This window comes from Streptomyces luteolus (genome assembly GCF_029968015.1).
GTDB classification, from domain to species: domain Bacteria; phylum Actinomycetota; class Actinomycetes; order Streptomycetales; family Streptomycetaceae; genus Streptomyces; species Streptomyces luteolus.
The window spans coordinates 42,782-61,701 of record NZ_JASCIS010000010.1 but is presented as its reverse complement, the minus strand read 5'-3'; the positions used below and the strand labels follow the sequence as shown (position 1 = coordinate 61,701).

Below are 18,920 nucleotides of genomic sequence, written 5' to 3'. Positions count from 1 at the left end.
GCGCCTCACGGCCCGCGTCCCCTGGGCCTCACGGCCCGCGTCCCCTGGGCCTCGCGGCCCGCGTCCCCCTGCCCGGGCGGACGCGGGCCGCGCGCGTTCCCGGGAGACCGGCCGAGAGGGTCAGCTCCGCAGGTCGGGCGGGAGTGTCGGGGTGGTGCTGTCGGCCTTGGCCGCGTCCGCCAACGCCTCTGCGGCTGCTTCCGCCGCCTCGGCCTTGTCGTCGGCGGCCTTGGAGGCCATGTCGTCGGCGGCGGGCATCTCGCGCGTCGCCGGGGACTGGGGCAGATCGACGTTGAAAGCCTTGGAGACGCCTTGCAGGGCCGAGGTGATCTCGCTGGGGATCACCCAGAAGTTGTTGCCCTGGCCCTGGGCGAGCTGGGGCAGGGTCTGGAGGTACTGGTAGGCGAGCAGCTTCGGGTCGGGATCGTTGCGGTGTACGGCCTGGAAGACCTCGTCGATGGCCCGGGACTGGCCCTCGGCCTGGAGGATCGCGGCCGTGCGGTTGCCCTCCGCGCGCAGGACCGCGGCCTGCTTGTCGCCCTCGGCGGTGAGGATCTGCGACTGGCGCTGGCCCTCGGCGCCGAGGATCGCGGCCCGCTTGTCGCGCTCGGCCCGCATCTGCTTCTGCATCGCGTCCTTGATGCTCTGCGGCGGGTCGATGGCCTTGATCTCGACACGGTTGACGCGCAGCCCCCACTTCCCGGTGGCCTCGTCGAGCACGCCGCGCAGCTGGCTGTTGATGGTGTCGCGGGACGTCAGGGTCTTCTCCAGGTCCATGGAGCCGACGACATTGCGCAGCGTGGTGACGGTCAGCTGCTCGACGGCCTGAAGGAAATTCGCGATCTCGTAGAAGGCCGCGCGCGGGTCGGTCACCTGGCAGTACAGGACCGTGTCGATCTCGACGACGAGATTGTCCTCGGTGATCACCGGCTGCGGCTGGAACGAGACGACCTGTTCGCGCAGATCGATCACCGGATGGACGCGGTCGATATAGGGGATCACCAGATTGAGGCCGGGATTCAGGGTGCGGTGGTATCGGCCCAGTCGTTCCACATTGCGGGCTCGGGCCTGCGGAACGATGCGCACCGCCCGTACGACCGTGAAGATCGCGAACAGCGCGACGATCAGTCCGGCGATGAGGAACGCGGAAATGTCCATGGCTTCAGTCCCGGGGGTAGACGAACGCGGTGGTACCGCTGATCTCCATGACGTCGACGGTCTTGCCCCGAGGAATCACCAGCGTCTCGTCATAGGCGCGGGCCGTCCACTCCTCACCGCCTATCCGGACCCTGCCGTCCACGGCCGAGACCTCCGCGACGACGTACGCGGCCTGGCCGACCAGCGCGTCCACGCCGAAGCGGGCCACCTGGGGCCGACGCAGATGCCGCATCGCGACGGGGCGTACGAACAGCAGCGTGACCGTCGCCACGGCGGCGAACACGAGGAACTGGAGGGGCGTCGGGAGTCCGAGCGCCGCTGTTCCCGAGGTGACGAGTGCGGCCACGCCGAGCATTCCGAGCGCGGCCGTGAGCGTGAGGATCTCGGCCACGGAAAGGACGGCGGCGACGATCAGCCAGATCAGCCAGGGGTCCATTGCGCACGCACCAATTCTGAGCGCGTCGAGGTCACGGATATGTGCCGTATACGCCAATGCTGTGTGCCGCATACGCCAGTGCTATGTGCCGCCAGTGCTATGTGCCGTATATGCCGGTGCCAATTGACGAGAATTACCGTCATTTTACCCAGCGCTCAGTCTCTTACTCCGCCCCTTACTCCGCCCCTTACTCCGCGCCAATCTTCCGCTCGATCCAGTCCACCGCGAACGCGACCACCTGTTCCGCCTCGAAGAGGTGGCTCTCGGCGGCACCCACCAGGCCGCTGCGCCCCTGGCCCGCCGCGAGCAGGGCCCGGGTGATCGTCTCGAACGGGTCCTGCCCCTCGGGCACCACGCCCGCGTAGTCGAACGCGCCGTGCTCCGAATCGATGTCGCGGAAGCGGCGCCAGACGCGGCGCCCCTCGGCGAGGACGGGCTGCTCGTACGTCACGTACCGCTTGCCCGGCGCGTGCGCGAGGGCTTCGGCGTGATGCAGGAGCGTCATCGTGTCGAGCGGGGCGCCGAGCAGCAGGACGCGACCTCGCCGGGCGACCAGGCGGGCGAGCGGGCTGCCAGGGCCGTGCGGGTCGTCCCAGGGGTGGTCGGCGGTCAACTCGGCGGCCGCCGCGCCGAGGGCGGCGAAGCTGACGTCCGGGTGCCGGCTGCGGGCCGCTCCGGGGAGGCGGCGCAGGGCTTCGGGGAGCCGCCCGTTGTCGTGGGCCGCCTCGCTGAACTCCGGGTCGTAGGCGGGGTGTTCGGCGCGCAGCGCGTCCTGCCAGGGAGGTGGCCAGGTGAGGAAGTCGTACGGCAGGGCGTCGTTCCAGCCGCAGGTCACCATCAGCGTGCCGGCGGGGCCGACCGCGTCCCGCAGGGCGTCGATGACGGTGGCGGAACCGCCCGCGACATAGCCGATGGCGGACATCCGGGTGTGGAACATGACGGTGTCGCCGGGCCCGAGGCCGAGCGCGGCCAGGTCGCGGCGCAGCCGACCGCGGGTGATGGGTCCGCCGGACCGTTCGAGCAGCTCCCGTTCGTCCATGGACGCGCCTTTCCGGTCGGGTCTGTCGGGCCGGTCATGTGGACGGGCCTATCACGTCGGACGGGCGTGTCACGTCGGACGGGCCGGTCACGTCGGACGGGGCCGCTCGGGTCAGTCCGCGGCGGGGGCCGGCCCTGCCTGGCGCAGCACCTGACGCAGCTCTTCGGTGTGCTGCTCCGCCAGTTCGGGCCTGCCGTGGTACTGGGCCGGGGTGTTCTGGAACAGCGCCACCCGCCACTCCCCCGAGCGGCGGCGCGCGACCAGCGACTGCACGGCGTTCGCCTCGGGGTTCAGCTCGTCCCGCCCCGGCGGCACCATCCCCACGACGGCGCGCAGCAGCACCACCCCGTCGGCGAGCTCCGTCACGTCCCGGACCTTCCACACGTACGAGGCCGTGGGGTGGTCCGCGAAGATCGGTGCGAGGTGGGCCTCGACCCGGTCACCGGGCACCTGGCTGCCGTCGAAGCCGACGAGCGCGGCAGCGGGCTCGAAGAGGGCCGCGTACCCGGCGGCGTCGCGGGCGTTCCAGGCGCGCAGCACCCGCTCGTGGAGGTCGCGCGCGGCGGCGGTGGCGGCTCCGGAGGGTGCGGCAGAGGCAGAGGCAGGGGCAGAGGCAGAGGCAGGGGTTCCCGACATGCCGCCCATGGTGGCACCAGGTCCCCGGCCCCGGCGACCGATGCGGAAGCTTCCCGGCATCCGGCCCTGCCCCGCCCCCGCCCCCTGCGCCCCGGTGCCGACCGGGGGCGCGTGCTGTCGGCCGATTCCTGGCCCACGTGCCTCGGTGCGCCGTTTGAGACCCGGCCGGCGCGGGCCATACTGCGTGCACCATGGACCCCTCAACTCCCTTGCAGCACAAGGGAGTCGGAAGAGTCGGACCATCAGGGCAACGATCGGGGATTGCATGTCCGTGCCCGAACAACCCTCCTCCCCGCCGTCCGCCACCCGCGCCTCGGCGTCCACCGTGCCGCCCGCCCAGTCCCTGCCACCGCAGGCCCGCAGCGAGGCCACGCGGCTGCTGTGTGCGGGGGTGTACTTCGACGGCGACTTCCGGCGTGCGGTGATCGAGCAGCTGGTGGAGCACGAGGAGCGTCCGATCGCGCCGTCGCTCGGCATCGACGCCCTGCCGGTGCTCGCCCACGCCGTACGGGCCCGCCGGCAGGAGATCGGCACCGGCCTCGCGCTGCTCGCGCTCTGGGTGACGTTCGTCGTCCTCGGGATCACCGGGACCGGCTCCGACCCGGCGACGGCTCCGATCCCCTGGTCCCTGGCGTACGCCGTGGTCTGCGTGCTCGCGTGGGGGGTGCGCGGCAACAAGGGTTCCGTGTTCGCGCTGGGCCGCTCCGTCCTGAAGGAGGCGACGCGCGGGCGGCTGAAGTCCGTGCTCCCGGTGCTGCCGGTCGCGGCGGCGCTCGGCTACTGGGCGCTGGCGCTCATCGCCCTGTTCGGCGGCGCGGACGTGTGGGCGGCCGTGGTCCTCCCGCTCCTGATGGTGCTGCCGGTGTGGGCGCACCGGCAGCGGGTGACGGCCCTGATGCGCCACGGCCTGAGCCGCCAGGCCTTCGACCGGGCGCCGCGCGAACGACTGCCGGACACCGCGCAGTACCGCCGCATCGGCCAGGCGATCGCGCGCGAACAGTACGCGGGCCTGGCCATCTACGACCCGTTCCGGCCGTTCGTGGGCGCCGGAGAGCCGTACAAACCCTGGTCGTTCGTGGTCGAGCTGCAGCCCGGCGCGCGCAAGCAGCTGCGGCCGGACGCGGCGGGCGGCGGCGTCGCGACGCTGACCGGGCGGGACGTGATCGACCTGATCCGGCCGCGCCTGGAGGACCTGCGGACGTCGGCGGCGGCCACCAGCCGCGACCGGCTGCGCTCGCTCGAGGTCGACGAGATGGTCTACCTGCCGGTCGGGGTCGCGCGCGACCTCGTGGACTACGACCCGGACAACGTCCGCCACCACCGCGAGGGCGCGGTCGGCGAAGGCGCGGAGGCGCGCCGCCACTTCCTGCGGGTGCGGGTCGGCGCGTGGGACGAGCAGATCGGCATCTCGCTCCTGGTCCGGGTCCACACGCAGGGCGGTGTGCTCGTACTGGAGGTCGTGCCGCATGTGCTGACGCCGGTGCGGCCCGAGTACAAGTCGGTGGACGTCCTGGCGGAGCGCCTGGACGACGGTCCGCTGCGCGACGCCGTGCGCGCCCTGGTCACCGCGCCGTCGGCCGGTTTCGCGGCGGGCGTGTGCCTGGTGACGACGGCGTACTCGATCGGCCGCACCTGGCTGAACATCCCGGAGTTCGCCCCGCCGGACGGACCGGACAGATCGGTGCGGGAGCTGGGCAGCGCGCAGGAGGTGTCGCTGTTCCAGGAGATGGACATCAGCCGGTACGTCAAGACGCTGCAGGACCGCATCACGGGCGGCGTACGGGAGGCGCTGCGCGTACGGGGCTACGAGACGGGCGAGTTCGAGAAGTACGTCATCAACGTGGGCGAGGGTGGCGTGTTTATCGGCCAGATGAGCGGCGGAGCGGTCGCGAGCGGCGAGGGGGCCCTGGCCAAGCAGGTCGACTCCCGTCGCTCCCGTACGGCGGCGAAGTCGGAGACGGGAGGGGGTCTGCGGTGAGTGAGGCCACGGGGCGGGAGCCGGAAGGCGACGAGCCCGCCGACTCGGGCTCTCCTGAGGGCGGTTCGAGGGACGGTTCGGGGGACGGTTCGGGGGACGGTTCGGGGGACGGTTCGGGGGGCGGTTCGGGGGGCGGTTCGGGAGGCGGTTCGAGGGGCGGCTCGGAGGACGGCTCGGGGGGCGTGTCGATCGGAGCGCTGTCCGGCGGCGCGGTCGCCGCCGGGCGCGGCGCCACGGCGGAGGACCGCGCGGAGCGCGTCGCCGACCCGGTGCCGGAGGGCCGAGGCGCGGGCGCCGCGCCCGCGGTGCCGCCGCCCACCGCGGGCGGTATCAGCATCGGCGCGATGAGCGGCGGAGCCGTGGCGTCCGGGCCGCGGGCCAGGGCGGTGGACGCGTCGACCCGCGCCGCGCCGGGCGCGGACCCCGTCGCCGTACCGGACGAACTCCGCGCGGCCATCGCGGAGTTGCGCGCCCAGCTGCGGGTACTGCTGCCCGCGGGCGAAGCGGACCGGCCCGAGCAGCCCCCTCCGGGCGAGGACGTCTCCGACGAAGGGCTGGACGAAGAGCTGGCCGAGCTCGACGCCGGACTCGCCGAGGCCGAGGACGAGATCGACGCGACCGGGCAGGTGCGCCAGGACCGGCTGCGGCGGCTGCGCGAGCGCCTGGAGCTCGGCGCGACGGCAGCGGCCGGACTCGCGTCGACGGCCGCGCTCGCCCAGCAGATCGCCCAACTCCTGGGCGGACAGGGGTGACCGGCATGGACCTGTGGGACGAGGACCGGCAGGAGTGGGCCCGGCCGCCCGACAAGGACATCCCGCCACCGCCGAGCCGGGCGCGCCGCGCGCTGATCGCCGCGGCCGCGACCCTGCTGCTGTGCGGCGCGCTCGTCGGCGGGATCTGGCTGTGGACGGACGACGACACGGGCGGCGACCCGCCCGGCATGGGCGGCGATTCGGCCACGCCGTCCGCCTCCTCCGCGTGCGAGGCCGTGGACACCGCGATCAGCGCCGAGTGGGGCCTCGGCAGCGGCACCGAGGAGAACGTGGAGAACACCGCGGCGTCCCTGTTCAGCGGCTGCACCTGGACGATGCCGGGTGACGTCTCGGGGTCCTTGACGCAACTCTCCCTGTTTTACGGCAAGAGGATCCCCGTCGAGCCCACGCCGACGCCGACCCCGGTCGACGGCGTCCCCGCGGCGGAGGTCTCGGGCAACGAGGTGGCCTGCCTGATCGTCTGGCCGACCTCGTTCGGACAGGCAGCGGTCCGCGCTATCCCCTCGGCCGAGGACTTGTACGAGAACCCATGTGACCTGGCGAGCGAGTTCGCGGGTTCGGTGGCGCCCAACGTCCCGGAGTGAGTCCGCACCGAGACCTCACTCCGGCACGGGACCACCCCCGGGCCCCAGCGCGGCAGAGCAAATAGTCCTATTTACGGCGTTATGGTCGCCGGGTGATCGTTCCCGTACGAAGACTCGCCGCCCTCTGTGTCCTTGGTGCCGTCGTCACCGGCTGCGGTACCGGCCACACCTCCGCACCCGACCCGTCCCGGCCCTCCGGGCAGGCCTCGCCCAGCGCCTCCGCCGCCGCCCGGCCGCCGACACTCGCGCCCGGACCCGAGGGACTCGCGCCCGTGTTCAAGAGCGCGCGGCACGCCGTCGGCAAGACCGTCGCGCTCACCTTCGACGCCGACATGACCGCCGACCAGGGACCGCGCGCGGCTCGGGGCGAGCGGTTCGACAACCCGGCGCTGCTCGCCACGCTCCGCCGCCTCAAGGTGCCCGCGACCGTGTTCATGACCGGGCGGTGGGCCGAGGAGTACCCCGACCAGGCCCGCTCGATCGGCGCGGACCCGCTGTTCGAGGTCGCCAACCACTCGTACAGCCACTACGCGTTCACCTCGCACTGCTACGGGCTGCCGACCGTCGCGCCGGACCGGATGACGGCCGATGTGGAGCGGGCGTTCACGGCGTTCAAGAAGGTCGGCATCGAGAACGCCATGCCGTACTTCCGCTTCCCCGGCGGCTGTTACGACCGCACCGCCCTGCGCAACGTCGCGCGGGCGGGCGTGACGGCCGTGCAGTGGGACGTGGTCGGCGGCGACGCGTTCGCCACGGACGCGGACGCGGTCGCCGAGGAGGTTCTGCGCGGGGTCCGCCCCGGCTCGGTCGTCGTCCTGCACTGCACACGCAGCGCGGCCCCGGCGACGGAGCGAGCGATCCGCAAGGTCGTCCCGGAGTTGCGCAAGCGCGGCTATCGCTTCGTACGGGTGTCGGAGCTGATCGGGGCCGCCGGCTCGGGCACGCGCTGAGCTTTCCCCTCCCCGGTCAGGGGCGCGGGGCTGTGACATTTGCGGCTCCGCCGCGGGGCGCGACCAGCCACAACGGCGCAGCAGACGAACGAACAGCGCCGCAGCCACGCGGCGCCAGCCGCATATCGGACCCAGCCGGGAAGGGGCGGGGAGGGGAAGACTCACGCGCGGCGCGAGCTCAGCACGCACGCCGCACCCGCAGCGGCAGCAGCAACCCCCAACGCCCCTACCAGCGGCAGCACCAGCACCGGCACCGCCCCCGTGCGGGACCCGGAGACCAGGCCCCACACCACCGCGCGGGCCGGTGAACCGACCGTCACCACGGCCAGCAGGGCGAGCAGTGCCGTGAGCGTGACCGACCAGCCGGGGCTGCGCAGCAGCGGCCAGGTGCACAGGGTCCCGACCGCCGTGCCGACCGACGCGCAGACCAGGACCGCGAGAAGTGCGGCCACCACCATGGGCAGCGGGTCGACCCGCACCTGATGGCTGGTGTTCCGCCAGTCGCTCATGGCCACGACCAGCGCGTTCCCGGCCACCCCGAGCGCCACCGCACCGCCCGACGCCGTGAGCAGCGCGGCGAGCTGAGCCCGCGCCGGACCGGCCGCGGCGGCCGTGACCTGGCGGGCCGCGGGCGGTTCCTGCGTGGCGCAGATCCTCGCGAGCCAGGCGGCGACGGGGAGCAGCGCGGCGCTCGCGTAGCCGAGCGAGTCGAGCACCGGGTCGCCCGCCCGAGCGCCGACGGCGACCAGGACGGCGTACAGCAGTACGGGCGGGAGCCAGCGCTGTGAGCGCAGCAGCAGGGCCGACTGGTAGCGGACGAGAGCGGTCATCGGCGCATGTCCTCTGGGGTGTTCGCGTCGGCCACCGGTTCTCGTACCGCCCGGACGTGCCACGGCGGATCGGCGTGCAGCAGCGTGCGCAGGAGCGTGTCCGAGTGCGCGGCCGCGACCGTGAAGCGGGCGGTGCCCGCCGCGTCGACCTCGGCGTGGGTGCCCTCGGGGAGGGCGGCGGGCAGCGGCGTGCCCGCACGGGCGCGGGCAAGCACCGTGACCTGTGGCGCGGGTTCCGGGGGCCGGGTGGTGTCGGGTACCAGGGCCGTGCCCTCGACCCGGTGGGCCGCGTCCACCGTGCCCGCGAGGCGGCGCGGGTCGTGGTCGACGTACACCACACGGGCACCCGTGGACGTCAACTCCCCTACGGCCAGGTCGAGTTCCGCGCGCGCTTCGGCGTCGAGCCCGGTCCAGGCCTCGTCGAGCACCAGCAACTCCGGCTCGGCAAGCAGGGCCTGGCTGACGGCGACCTTCTGGCTGGTGCCCTTGGACAGCTCGCGCAGCTGCGTACCGGCGTGCTCCTCCGCGCCGAAGCGCGCGAGCCAGGCCGTCGCCCGGTCCGCGGCGACCGGGCCGGGCAGTCCGTGCACGCGGCCCAGGTGCGTCAGGTAGCCGATCGCCGTGAACGGCAGTGCGGACGGGAAGCGTTCGGGTACGTACGCGGTGCGCGGGCGGCCGGTGATCCGGCCCTCGCTGGGCGCGCCGATACCGGCGAGCAGCCGCAGCAGCGTCGACTTGCCGCTGCCGTTGGCCCCGGAGATCCGCAGCAGCGCGCCGGCCGGCACCTCCAGGTCGACGCCGCGCAGCACCCAGGGGCCGACCGGTCCGTACCGCCGGCCGACCCCGGTGAGCCGCATCCGGGCGGGCCCCGTACGGCGGGTGCGCACCTCGGTCACCTCGGTCACCTCGGTCAGTTCTGGCCGGGCTTGTGCGGGACGGCCTCGCTCGGGCGCACGATCACGAAACCGTCGCCCTGCAGCATGAGTTGGACCGCCTCGCCGGAGCCGCCGCGGATCATCGAGCCGAAGCTCTGCGAGCGGTTCAGCGAGGTGTGCAGCTGCGAGCTCCAGCCGACGACGGCGTCGGTGTCCACGTACACCGGGGCCTGCTGGCTGACGGGGATCACGATGGGGTCGCCCTCGCAGATGACGGCGAGCTTGCCCTGCCCGGTGAAGACACTGTTGAACAGCCCGCCTCCGGCCATGCCCGCGCCCTTCACCGTCTGGATGTCGTACGAGAGGGAGGGGTCGAAGCAGAGGACGTTGCGGCCGTTGATGGTGAGCGAGTCGCCGGGGTCGATGTCGACGATGAAGCAGTTGGCCGCCTCCTGCGCGAACCACGCCTCGCCCTGGCCGCGCACCGCCATCAGCGCCAGGCCCTCGCCCGTGATGGCCCGCTTGAGCATGCCGCCGACGCCCTGCCCCTTGTGCTCGAACTGCAGATTGCCGCGGAAGGCGATCATCGAGCCCTGCCGGGCGTACATCTCGCCATTCACCACGTACTTGATGGACTTCGAGTTCTGCTGGCTCATGCCCGGCGCCGTGGCGGGCTGTGCCATGTTCTGCGAAGCGAACAGTTCGCTCTTCATCGGAACCCCCGGTTCTGCTGCCGTCGACCGGTCTGTGCGCCGGTGCGTCCCTCCGGGTCGGGAGGGCAGGGTCGACTCTAACTGCGGTGCGGCGCCCGGCGGGAGGGTGGCCGTGCCTCGCTGGCACACTGGACGGAGTGAGCAGCCTGAACCCCTCCGCCGAGCCCGAGAACGTCTCCCGCGACCCCGACGAGGCACCGCAGTTCGTCCTCCCCCTCGTCGTCCGCATCGAGAAGGCCGCGCCGCCGGCCCGCACCGACGCCCTGGAGACCGCCGCCCGCGCCGTCCTGACCCTCCTCGCCGACGAGCACGCCCTCGGCGAGGGCCCCTGGGCGCAGGCCGTACGGGACTGGCAGGACGCCCGGATCCGCAAGGTGGTCCGGCGGGCGCGCGGCGCGGAGTGGCGGCGGGCGGAGGCGCTGCCCGGGATCACGGTCACCGGCAAGGCCACGGAGGTGCGGGTCTACCCGCCGGTGCCGCTCGACGGCTGGCCCAAGGACCTGGCCCGCCTCCAGGTCTCCGGCACCGACCTGGACGACCCGGAGCCCCCGCCCGCCCCGGACCGCGCCGAGCCGGTGCTCTGGCTCAGCCCGGACCTCGACATGTCGGCGGGCAAGGCGATGGCCCAGGCGGGCCACGGCGCGCAACTCGCCTGGTGGGCACTCTCCGACGCCCGGCGCGAGGAGTGGCGCGACGCGCACTTCCCCCTCGCGGTCCGCACGGCCACCCCGGCCGACTGGCCCACGCTGACGACGAGCGGCCTGCCGGTCGTACGGGACGCGGGCTTCACGGAGATCGCTCCGGGGTCGTGCACGGTGGTGGCGGACCATCCGGCACTGCGGGGCGCTCCGCAGGCACGCTAGAGACGGCCCCTGGGCCGTCCTGGCCGCCCTCGAAGAACCGCCGCGGCACCTCCGTGAGCATCACGTCGAACTGCTCGCGGGTCAGGCCGTGTTCGAGTGCGTACGGGATGACGTCCTCGAAGAGGTGCGTGTAGTGCCACTGCGGCAGGAGTTCGCGGACGGCCGGGTCGATCCAGTCGATGTAGCAGGACGCGTCCTGCGAGAGGACCATCCGCTCGCCGTAGCCGCGGCGCACCATCTCGATGAGGGTCTTCGCGCGGGCCTCGAAGGTCGTGTCGAGGTTGATGCCGAAGCGGTCCATGCCGAGGACGAAACCCGCGTCGGCGAGGCTCGCGAGGTGGTCGCAGTCCGTGCTGTCGCCACTGTGGCCGAGGACGATACGGCCGGGGTCGACGCCCTCCTCCTCGCACATCACCCGCTCGACCTCCCGGCCGGTGTGCGAGGCGGGATGGGTGTGCACGGTGATGGGGGTGCCGGTCTCCCGGTGCGCCCGCCCGACCGCCCGCATCACCCGCTCGACGCCGGGAGTCAGGCCCTTCTCGTCGATCGCGCACTTCAGCATGCCCGCCCGGACACCGGTGCCCGCGATGCCGTCGCGGATGTCGCCGACGAACATGTCGACCATGGGGTCCGGCACTTCGGTGCCGAGCGCCTCGTTGAGCGCGGGCCCGCGGTGGTGGAAGTAGAAGGGGACGTCGTCGTACGTGTAGACGCCCGTGGCCACCACGATGTTCAGCGGAGTCGACTCGGCGATCGCCCGGACCCGGGGAATGTAGCGCCCCAGACCGATCACGGTGGGGTCGACGATCGTGCGCACCCCCGCGTCGAACGCGCGCTGCAGTCGGTGGACGGCGTCGGTGACGCGTTCCTCCTCCGAGCCCCACTCCTCGGGGTGGTTGGCCTGCACGTCCGCGGTGAGCACGAAGAGGTGCTCGTGCATCAGCGTCACACCGAGAGCGGTGCTGTCGACGGGGCCGCGCACGGTCTGGACCTGCGTCATCGTGATTCCTCTCGGCGGCGGGTGCGCCCACCCTGCTGCGGTCGGTGGGGAGCGTCAACCTGACGGACGGAAGTCAGCCGTTTCCGGGCCCTGTTGAACACGCCCGCCCCGCACTACGTATGCCCGTGCAACAGCGTTCGCGGGGGATGTCGATCGTGAGAGGCGAGGCTCTTGTTCCGACGGATCAACGGCACGGTCCTGATCATCGCCGCCCTCGTGGCGACCCTCGGGGCGCTCGCGTTCCCCGTCTGGTCGTACGGGGACCGGTCCGGGACCGGGGAGGCCAATCTGGACGCGTCGAGTGTCGCCACGCGGTGGGGGCCGTTGTCGGCGACCGACCGGGATTTCATCGTGAAGGTCAGGCTCGCCGGGCTGTGGGAGCTGCCCGCCGGCCAGCAGGCGATCGAGCGGGCGCCCAGCGAGGCGATCAAGGCGGCCGGTGACCATCTGGTCGTCGGGCACGCCGATCTCGACGAGCGGGTGCGCGCGGTCGCGGCCCAGCTGGGCGTCGAGCTGCCGAACCAGCCGAACGAGCAACAGCAGGGCTGGCTGGACGAGTTGACCGAGGCGCAGGGCGAGACGTACCAGCGGAAGTTCGCGAACCTGCTGCGCAACGCGCACGGCAAGGTGTTCTCCCTGATCGCGCAGGTGCGGCACACCACCCGCAACACCCTGGTCCGGCAGCTCGCCAGTGACGCCAACCAGACCGTGCTCGACCACATCACGATGCTGGAGGCCACCGGGCTCGTGGACTTCGACGCCCTCGCCTCCGAGGCCGCGAACCAGGCCACCGCGAGCCCGACCGGACCGCCACCGCCCTCGGGCCCGCTGCCCACCGACCCGGTCCCGGCGACGCCGACCGGCAACCAGTCGTTCACGTCCCGGCCGAAGCCGTCGGAGATGCCGCACTGAGTACGTGCGTGCAGCCGCACTGAGTACGTACGTACAACAGCACCTGATCGGCCCACGGTGTCGCGAAACCTCAAATCAACCTCTGAACGTCCCCGTGCATGGGTTCGGCGACCGCTGCCGGGGCCATGACACCTGCACGCACAGTGTGGTGCCGAGAGACATCGGTGCGGCGAAGGAGGGGGACATGCAGCAGACAGCACACCTGGGGACCGGCATGGGCTGGCGCCCGGAGATCGCCGAGGCCGTGGAGCGGATGCCCGGGCTCGACTGGGTCGAGGTCGTCGCCGAGAACGTGTGCCCCGGCCACATACCGGACTCCCTGACGCGGCTGCGCGAGCGCGGCGTCACCGTCGTCCCGCACGGTGTGGGCCTCGGCATCGGCGGCGCCGAGCGGCCCGACCCGGAGCGGCTCACCGCCCTCGCCGAGCGCGCCCAGGCACTGGGTTCGCCGCTGGTCACCGAGCACATCGCGTTCGTACGGGCCGGGGGTGCCCTGACCGCCTCCCCGCGCCTGGAGGCCGGGCATCTGCTGCCGGTGCCGCGCACCAAGGACTCCCTCGACGTGCTGTGCGAGCACGTCCGGATCGCGCAGGACGCCCTGCCGGTGCCGCTCGCCCTGGAGAACATCGCCGCCCTGATCAACTGGCCGGGCGAGGAGATGACCGAGGGCCAGTTCCTGTACGACCTGGTGGACCGGACCGGCGTACGGCTCCTGATCGACGTCGCCAATCTGCACACCAACCACGTCAACCGGGGCGAGGACCCGTGCACCGCGCTCGACGAGCTGCCGGTGGAGGCCATCGCGTACGTGCACGTGGCGGGCGGGTTCGAGCGGGACGGCGTGTGGCACGACAGCCACGCCCACCCGGTCACGCAGCCGGTCCTTGACGTGCTCGCCGAACTCGCCTCGCGGGTCAGCCCGCCCGGGGTGCTCCTGGAGCGGGACGAGAACTTCCCGGCGCCCGAGGAGCTGGAGCGGGAGCTGCAGGCGATCCGCCGTACCGTCGCGGCCGGCGCCGCCCGGCGGCTGATCCCGGCCACTCCGGAGCGGGCCGCCGAGCTGGTCACCGCCGCCCCGGCCCGCGCCGAGCGCACGGCGACCGAACACGTCACCGTCGGCCGCCCCTCCGGCGCCCCGCTCGGTACGGGAACGCCCCCTCCGGCCAGGGAAACGGAGGCGGATCCCGAGTCGGAGTCCGAGGCCGACTCCCCGGCCACGGAGACGGAGACCGTTCCCGACCCCGCCCGGCAGCGGCTCGCGCTCGCGCAGGCCGCGCTGCTCTCCGCGCTCGTCGCCGGTACACCCGTGCCCGAGGGCTACGACCGGCAGCGGCTCGCCGTGCAGAGCCGCGCGCTCACCGGCAAGCGGGCCGACGTGATCGCGAAGGTCGCCCCGGAACTGCCCGTGATCCTCGGCGACACGTACCGCCCCAGCTTCTTCGCGTACGCCGCGAAGCGCCCGATGACCGGCGGCTACCGCCGCGACGCCCTGGACTTCGCCGAGCATCTGCTGCTCGACGGCCGACCCGAAGACGCCGAAGCGCGGCGGGAGTTGAGCGACTGGTGGCTGGAGCGGTCCGGGCCAGCACCGGTCTCCACCCACCCCGTGGCCCGTTTCGTACGCCGGGCCCGCTACACCCTGACCGGACGGTGAGCGACATGTACATCGTCCTGACGCTCCTGTACTACCTGGGCATCGGCGGCTCCGCGATCGGGCTGCTCGTCAACGTGGTCAAGGCCCGCTCGGCGGGCACGCCCACGCATCCGTACGTGTCCGACCCGCTGGAGGCGGCGTTCCTCGCGGGCGGTCCCGGCCGGGTCGCGGACACGGTCCTGACGGCGATGCACGCGGACGGACGGCTCGCCCTCGCCGGGCCCGGCGTGGTCGGCGTGCGGCAGGCCGTCGCGTACCACCCGGTGGAGCAGGCGGTCCTGGACGCGCACGCGGCGGCGCCGAGCGGCGCCCTGCACTGGCTGCGGATCGGCGTGATGCGCAGCCCGTCCGTGCAGGCGGTCGGGGACGCCCTCGCGCTGCGCGGGCTCCTGGTGCGGCCCGAGGAGCAGCGCCCGCTGCGGCGCTGGTCCGGCACGCAGACCCTGGTGTCGTTCCTGGCGTTCTGTCTGGCGGTCGTCCTGACGGTGGTCCAGTTCGCGGCCCTCGACGGTGCGGGCTTCGGGGTGCCCTTCGTCGTCGTCGCGATCCCGGTGACCGGCGCCGGGTTCGTGATCGGCCTGGTGTGCCTGGGGATCACCGGAGCGCGGGTGACCGGCGCGGGCAAGCGGGCGCTCTTCCAGTTCCGGTCGGCGGGCAACGGCGCGGACCCGGTGCACCTCGTGGCATGCGACGGTCCGCGTGTCGTGCCGGACCCGGTGATGCGCGAGCAGCTGACGACGGCGAGCCGGATGCGGGCGAACAGCGCGGCGGCCTCGGCGGGGGTCGGCGCGCCGGTGGTGTTCGTCGGCGACACCTCGGTGACGTGGTGCGGCGGCGGCAGCGGCGGCTCCTCCTGCGGGGGGTCGTCCTGCGGCGGCTCGTCCTGCGGCGGCTCGTCGGGCGGCTCGGGCGGCTCCAGTTGCGGGGGCGGAGGGGGCGGTTCCAGCTGCGGTGGGGGTGGCGGAGGCGGTGGTGGCGGTGGGGGTTGCGGAGGCGGCGGCTCCTGATCCGCGTACGCCCCTCGGCCCGCCGACCTCCACCCCCGCGTCACAGATCGCCCGCCCTCCACCGTCCCCGGTCGTCCGCATCGTGAACGCCCCATGGCGCACCGGCCCCCACCTCGCATACAAAATCCGCCATGTCCGCCATGTTCTGGGTGTTCTTCCTCGTTCCGGCCTGGGCCATCGCCGGCCTTGCCTGCGCCCGCCTGTGTGTCGCGGCGACCCGCGCCGCGGAAAGCCCCGCGGCCGAGCGGCGCGCGGCGGCCCGGCATGAACTGACCCTGTACGAGGCCGCGTTCCTGGCCGGCGGGCCGCGCCGGGTCGCCGACCTGACCCTGGTCTCGATGGCCGGCGCCGGACGGCTGCTGCTCGCGCACACCGGCTGGGCAACCGTCGTCGACCCGGACGGCCGGGACGAGATGGAGCGCTGTGTGCTCGGCGCGATCGGGCCCGAGGGCCAGCAGCGGATCGCCCCGGTGCGCGCCTCGGCCGCCGCCACGGTCCCGGTGCACGCACTCGCCGAACGGCTCACCGCGGCGGGGCTCGCCGTACCGACCGCGGCGCGGCTGCACGTCACGGGGGCGATCCGGCAGGTGCGGGCGGCGGCCCTCGCGGTGTTCGCGCTCGCCGTGGTGGCCCTTGCCCTGCACCCGCGGGAAGCGGGCGGTGCGCTTCCGGTCCTGGCCTGGTTCGCGCTGCCGCTCGCGCTGACCCTCGGCTCGCTCGCGATCGCCCGCACCGAGATCCACGCGTACACCCGCTGGGCCTCCCCCGCGGGCCGGCGGCTGCTCGGGGCGCTCGGCCCGGCGCTCGACCAACGGGACCCGCTCGCGGCGGTCGCGGTGCGCGGCGTGGACGCGCTCTCCGACCCGCGCCTGCGGGCCGCGTTCGCGCACGGGCGTACTCGTCAGGGTCAATAGCCCGGATGGGGCGCGGCGTTGCTTTACTTCGCCAACCGCCCGCCGAAGGATCCCTTCTGTTCTGCTGCCGTCTGCCGCCGCTCGAAGGGATGCCGAAGCACGATGCGTGCACCGCTGCTGTACGGATTCGCCGGTTCACTGGTCCTCACCGCCCTGACCGCCGCCCCCGCGGGAAGCACCCCCGCGGGAAGCGTCCCCGCGCCCCCGAGGTCCGCCGAGGCGCGCGGCACCGCGCAGGCCGCGCAGCGCGCCGCGGCCGCCGGGCTCGACTGGGCGGCGTGCCCGAAGGAGGAGGCCCTGCCGGATTCCGTGAAGTGCGCGACGGTGACCGTACCCCTCGACTACGCGCGGCCCGACGGCAAGAAGATCAAGCTGACCGTCAGCCGCGCCAAGGCCAAGGGCAAGGCGTCCGAGCGGCAGGGCGCTTTCGTCTTCAACCCGGGCGGGCCCGGCGGTTCCGGAATGTACTGGCCGCTGGCGGCGGGCACCCCGGAGTGGCGGCGGATCGCGAAGGCGTACGACTTCGTCGGCTACGCGCCGCGCGGCGTGGGCCGGTCGGCGCCGCTGTCCTGCCAGGACCCGAAGGAGTTCGCCAAGGCGCCGACGGACGAGCCGACCCACCCGGACCGGGCGCACAAGGAGAAGCGCATCGCCCAGGCCAAGGCGTACGCCGAGGGCTGCGCGCGGAACGCGGGCGAGGCGCTGCGGCACTTCAACACGCTGAACAACGCCCGTGATCTGGACGTGCTGCGCGCGGCGCTCGGCGAGAAGAAGCTCAACTTCATGGGCGCCTCGTACGGGACGTACTACGGCGCGGTGTACGCCACGCTGTTCCCCTCGCACGTACGCCGCATGGTCTTCGACTCGGCGGTCAACCCGGACCCGGAGCAGATCTGGTACCGCAACAACCTCGACCAGTCCCTGGCCTTCGAGGCCCGCTGGGCCGACTTCCGCACCTGGGTCGCCAAGCACGACAAGACGTACCACCTCGGCAAGACGGCCCGCGCGGTGGAGCGCAGCTACGAGAAGGTGCGCGACCGGCTCGCGAAGAAGCCTGCCGGCGGCAAGGTCGGCCCCGGCCAGCTGCAGTCCGCGTTCCTCCAGGCCGGGTACCACGACGACTACTGGCCGCGCCGCGCCACCGCACTGTCGAAGTATCTGAAGGGCGACCCGGAGCCGCTGATCGAGCAGGCCGCGCCGAAGCCGCGGGCGGCCGTGGAGAACGAGAACGGCAACGCGGTCTACATCGCCGTCGAGTGCAACGACTCCGGCAACTGGCCGCGCGACTTCGCCACCTGGGACCGCGACAACTCGGCCCTGGCCCGCCTCGCGCCCTTCGAGACCTGGGACAACGCCTGGATGAACCTGCCCTGCGCGTACTGGCCCGCGCCCCGGCAGGAGCCCGTCGACGTCCGTACGGCGCCGGGCGCGCTGCCCGCCACACTGATCCTCGCGGCGGAGCGGGACGCGGCCACCCCGTACGAGGGCGCCGTCGAACTCCACCGCAGGCTGGCCGGGTCGGCGCTCGTCACGGAACGGGACGCGGGGACGCACGGGGTCGCGGGCGGCACCAACAAGTGCGTCAACGGCCACGTGGACACGTACATGCTGTCGGGCCGCACCCCGCAGACCCCCCGCGAGGAGTGCGCCCCGCACGCGGAGCCGGAGGCGACGGCCTGAGCGGGTCTCGCCCCGGACGCCGCGAGGTTCTTTCCCCTCCCCGCCCCTTCCCGAAGTCCTCGCCGGACGGGCCTCCTCAAGCGCCGGAGGGGCTGAAACTCAGCCCCTCCGGCGCTTGAGGAGCGGGGGTCCGGGGGCTGGCCCCCGTGCCGACGGCAGTCTTTCGGGAAGGGGCGGGGTGGGGAATTCGACGCCTCAGGCGAGGCCCGCCACCAAGTCCGCCACAGACTTCCGCCGCCCCGTGTAGAACGGGACTTCCTCACGCACATGCATCCGCGCCTCGGACGCCCGCAGATGCCGCATCAGGTCCACGATGCGGTACAGCTCGTCCGCCTCGAAGGCGAGCAGCCATTCGTAGTCCCCGAGGGAGAAGGACGCGACGGTGTTGGCGCGCACGTCCGGGTAGCCGCGGGCCATCTTGCCGTGGTCGGCGAGCATGCGGCGGCGGTCCTCGTCGGGCAGCAGGTACCAGTCGTACGAGCGCACGAAGGGGTACACCGAGACGTAGTTGCGCGGGGTCTCGTCGGCGAGGAACGCCGGGATGTGCGCCTTGTTGAACTCGGCGGGGCGGTGCAGGGCCATGTTCGACCAGACCGGTTCGAGGGCGCGGCCCAGCTTCGTGCGGCGGAAGAGGTTGTACGCCTCCTGCAGCTCGTCCGCGGTCTCGGCGTGCCACCAGATCATGACGTCGGCGTCGGCGCGCAGGCCGGAGACGTCGTACGTGCCGCGGACGGTGATGTCCTTGGCGGCGAGCTGGTCGAACAGGTCCTGGACCTCGTCGGCGTAACCGGCCCGGTCTTCGGGCAGCAGGTCCTTCAGCTTGAAGACCGACCACAGCGTGTACCGGATGACCTCGTTGAGGTCCTTGGCCTTCTTGCCGGCGTTGGGGATCTTGGCGGGGGCGTCGTCACTCATGCG

Annotated in this window: 19 protein-coding genes; 10 read left to right on the top strand and 9 right to left on the bottom strand. The window is 73.1% G+C overall.

Features of this window, described 5'->3' with window-relative positions; genetic code table 11:
• Positions 1-120: 120 nt before the first annotated feature.
• From QIT00_RS12150 to QIT00_RS12135, 4 genes are all read right to left on the bottom strand, one after another.
• Complete coding sequence (locus QIT00_RS12150; RefSeq protein WP_282535207.1) at positions 121-1,158, bottom strand: SPFH domain-containing protein; 1,038 nt, start codon at positions 1,156-1,158, stop codon at positions 121-123.
• A gap of 4 nt (positions 1,159-1,162) precedes the next feature.
• Positions 1,163-1,594, bottom strand: a complete 432-nt coding sequence (locus QIT00_RS12145; protein WP_282535206.1) for an NfeD family protein — start codon at positions 1,592-1,594, stop codon at positions 1,163-1,165.
• Between the two features lie 187 nt (positions 1,595-1,781).
• Complete coding sequence (gene aac(3), locus QIT00_RS12140; protein WP_282535205.1) at positions 1,782-2,633, bottom strand: aminoglycoside 3-N-acetyltransferase; 852 nt, start codon at positions 2,631-2,633, stop codon at positions 1,782-1,784.
• Between the two features lie 111 nt (positions 2,634-2,744).
• Positions 2,745-3,269 (bottom strand): SgcJ/EcaC family oxidoreductase, encoded by a 525-nt coding sequence (locus QIT00_RS12135; protein WP_282535204.1) that lies wholly within the window; start codon positions 3,267-3,269, stop codon positions 2,745-2,747.
• Between the two features lie 265 nt (positions 3,270-3,534).
• Between QIT00_RS12135 and QIT00_RS12130 the strand changes: the two genes are divergently transcribed.
• From QIT00_RS12130 to QIT00_RS12115, 4 genes are all read left to right on the top strand, one after another.
• Positions 3,535-5,247 carry a hypothetical protein gene (locus tag QIT00_RS12130; protein WP_282535203.1) on the top strand — a complete coding sequence of 571 codons (1,713 nt, stop codon included), beginning with the start codon at positions 3,535-3,537 and terminating at the stop codon, positions 5,245-5,247.
• Between the two features lie 182 nt (positions 5,248-5,429).
• Positions 5,430-5,999, top strand: a complete 570-nt coding sequence (locus QIT00_RS12125) for a hypothetical protein (RefSeq protein WP_282535202.1) — start codon at positions 5,430-5,432, stop codon at positions 5,997-5,999.
• Between the two features lie 5 nt (positions 6,000-6,004).
• The gene (locus tag QIT00_RS12120; protein ID WP_282535201.1) at positions 6,005-6,604 is read left to right on the top strand and encodes a hypothetical protein; all 600 of its coding nucleotides are present in this window, start codon (positions 6,005-6,007) and stop codon (positions 6,602-6,604) included.
• A 92-nt stretch (positions 6,605-6,696) separates the two neighbouring features.
• Complete coding sequence (locus tag QIT00_RS12115) at positions 6,697-7,554, top strand: polysaccharide deacetylase family protein (protein WP_282535200.1); 858 nt, start codon at positions 6,697-6,699, stop codon at positions 7,552-7,554.
• Positions 7,555-7,715: 161 nt separating this feature from the next.
• Here the strand turns inward: QIT00_RS12115 and QIT00_RS12110 are convergent, their stop codons facing one another.
• From QIT00_RS12110 to QIT00_RS12100, 3 genes are read right to left on the bottom strand one after another with little or no spacing between them, the layout of a single operon-like run.
• A complete protein-coding gene (locus QIT00_RS12110) occupies positions 7,716-8,384 on the bottom strand; it encodes an ABC transporter (protein ID WP_282535199.1) in 669 nt (222 codons plus the stop codon).
• Positions 8,381-9,241, bottom strand: a complete 861-nt coding sequence (locus QIT00_RS12105; RefSeq protein ID WP_282535328.1) for an ATP-binding cassette domain-containing protein — start codon at positions 9,239-9,241, stop codon at positions 8,381-8,383. Before QIT00_RS12105 ends, QIT00_RS12110 begins: the two co-directional genes overlap by 4 nt.
• A gap of 53 nt (positions 9,242-9,294) precedes the next feature.
• Positions 9,295-9,972 carry an AIM24 family protein gene (locus QIT00_RS12100; RefSeq protein WP_282535198.1) on the bottom strand — a complete coding sequence of 226 codons (678 nt, stop codon included), beginning with the start codon at positions 9,970-9,972 and terminating at the stop codon, positions 9,295-9,297.
• A gap of 137 nt (positions 9,973-10,109) precedes the next feature.
• Here QIT00_RS12100 and QIT00_RS12095 point away from each other — a divergent pair, with 137 nt between their 5' ends.
• Positions 10,110-10,835, top strand: coding sequence for a peptidyl-tRNA hydrolase (locus QIT00_RS12095; protein ID WP_282535197.1), 726 nt, complete (start codon positions 10,110-10,112; stop codon positions 10,833-10,835).
• Here the strand turns inward: QIT00_RS12095 and QIT00_RS12090 are convergent.
• A complete protein-coding gene (locus QIT00_RS12090) occupies positions 10,759-11,835 on the bottom strand; it encodes a phosphotriesterase family protein (RefSeq protein ID WP_282535196.1) in 1,077 nt (358 codons plus the stop codon). The genes QIT00_RS12095 and QIT00_RS12090 overlap by 77 nt on opposite strands.
• A gap of 171 nt (positions 11,836-12,006) precedes the next feature.
• On the opposite strand from QIT00_RS12090, the gene QIT00_RS12085 reads away from it, so the two are divergent.
• From QIT00_RS12085 to QIT00_RS12065, 5 genes are all read left to right on the top strand, one after another.
• Complete coding sequence (locus QIT00_RS12085) at positions 12,007-12,747, top strand: DUF4142 domain-containing protein (protein ID WP_282535195.1); 741 nt, start codon at positions 12,007-12,009, stop codon at positions 12,745-12,747.
• 184 nt (positions 12,748-12,931) lie between these two features.
• On the top strand, positions 12,932-14,401 hold the full coding sequence (locus QIT00_RS12080; RefSeq protein ID WP_282535194.1) for a multinuclear nonheme iron-dependent oxidase: 1,470 nt from the start codon (positions 12,932-12,934) through the stop codon (positions 14,399-14,401).
• 5 nt (positions 14,402-14,406) lie between these two features.
• Positions 14,407-15,408 carry a TIGR04222 domain-containing membrane protein gene (locus QIT00_RS12075; protein ID WP_282535327.1) on the top strand — a complete coding sequence of 334 codons (1,002 nt, stop codon included), beginning with the start codon at positions 14,407-14,409 and terminating at the stop codon, positions 15,406-15,408.
• A gap of 140 nt (positions 15,409-15,548) precedes the next feature.
• A complete protein-coding gene (locus tag QIT00_RS12070) occupies positions 15,549-16,322 on the top strand; it encodes a TIGR04222 domain-containing membrane protein (RefSeq protein ID WP_282535326.1) in 774 nt (257 codons plus the stop codon).
• Between the two features lie 102 nt (positions 16,323-16,424).
• Positions 16,425-18,002, top strand: a complete 1,578-nt coding sequence (locus tag QIT00_RS12065) for an alpha/beta hydrolase (RefSeq protein ID WP_282535193.1) — start codon at positions 16,425-16,427, stop codon at positions 18,000-18,002.
• Positions 18,003-18,197: 195 nt separating this feature from the next.
• Here QIT00_RS12065 and hemQ read toward each other — a convergent pair whose 3' ends face one another.
• Complete coding sequence (hemQ, locus tag QIT00_RS12060) at positions 18,198-18,917, bottom strand: hydrogen peroxide-dependent heme synthase (protein WP_282535192.1); 720 nt, start codon at positions 18,915-18,917, stop codon at positions 18,198-18,200.
• Between the last annotated feature and the right edge of the window lie 3 nt (positions 18,918-18,920).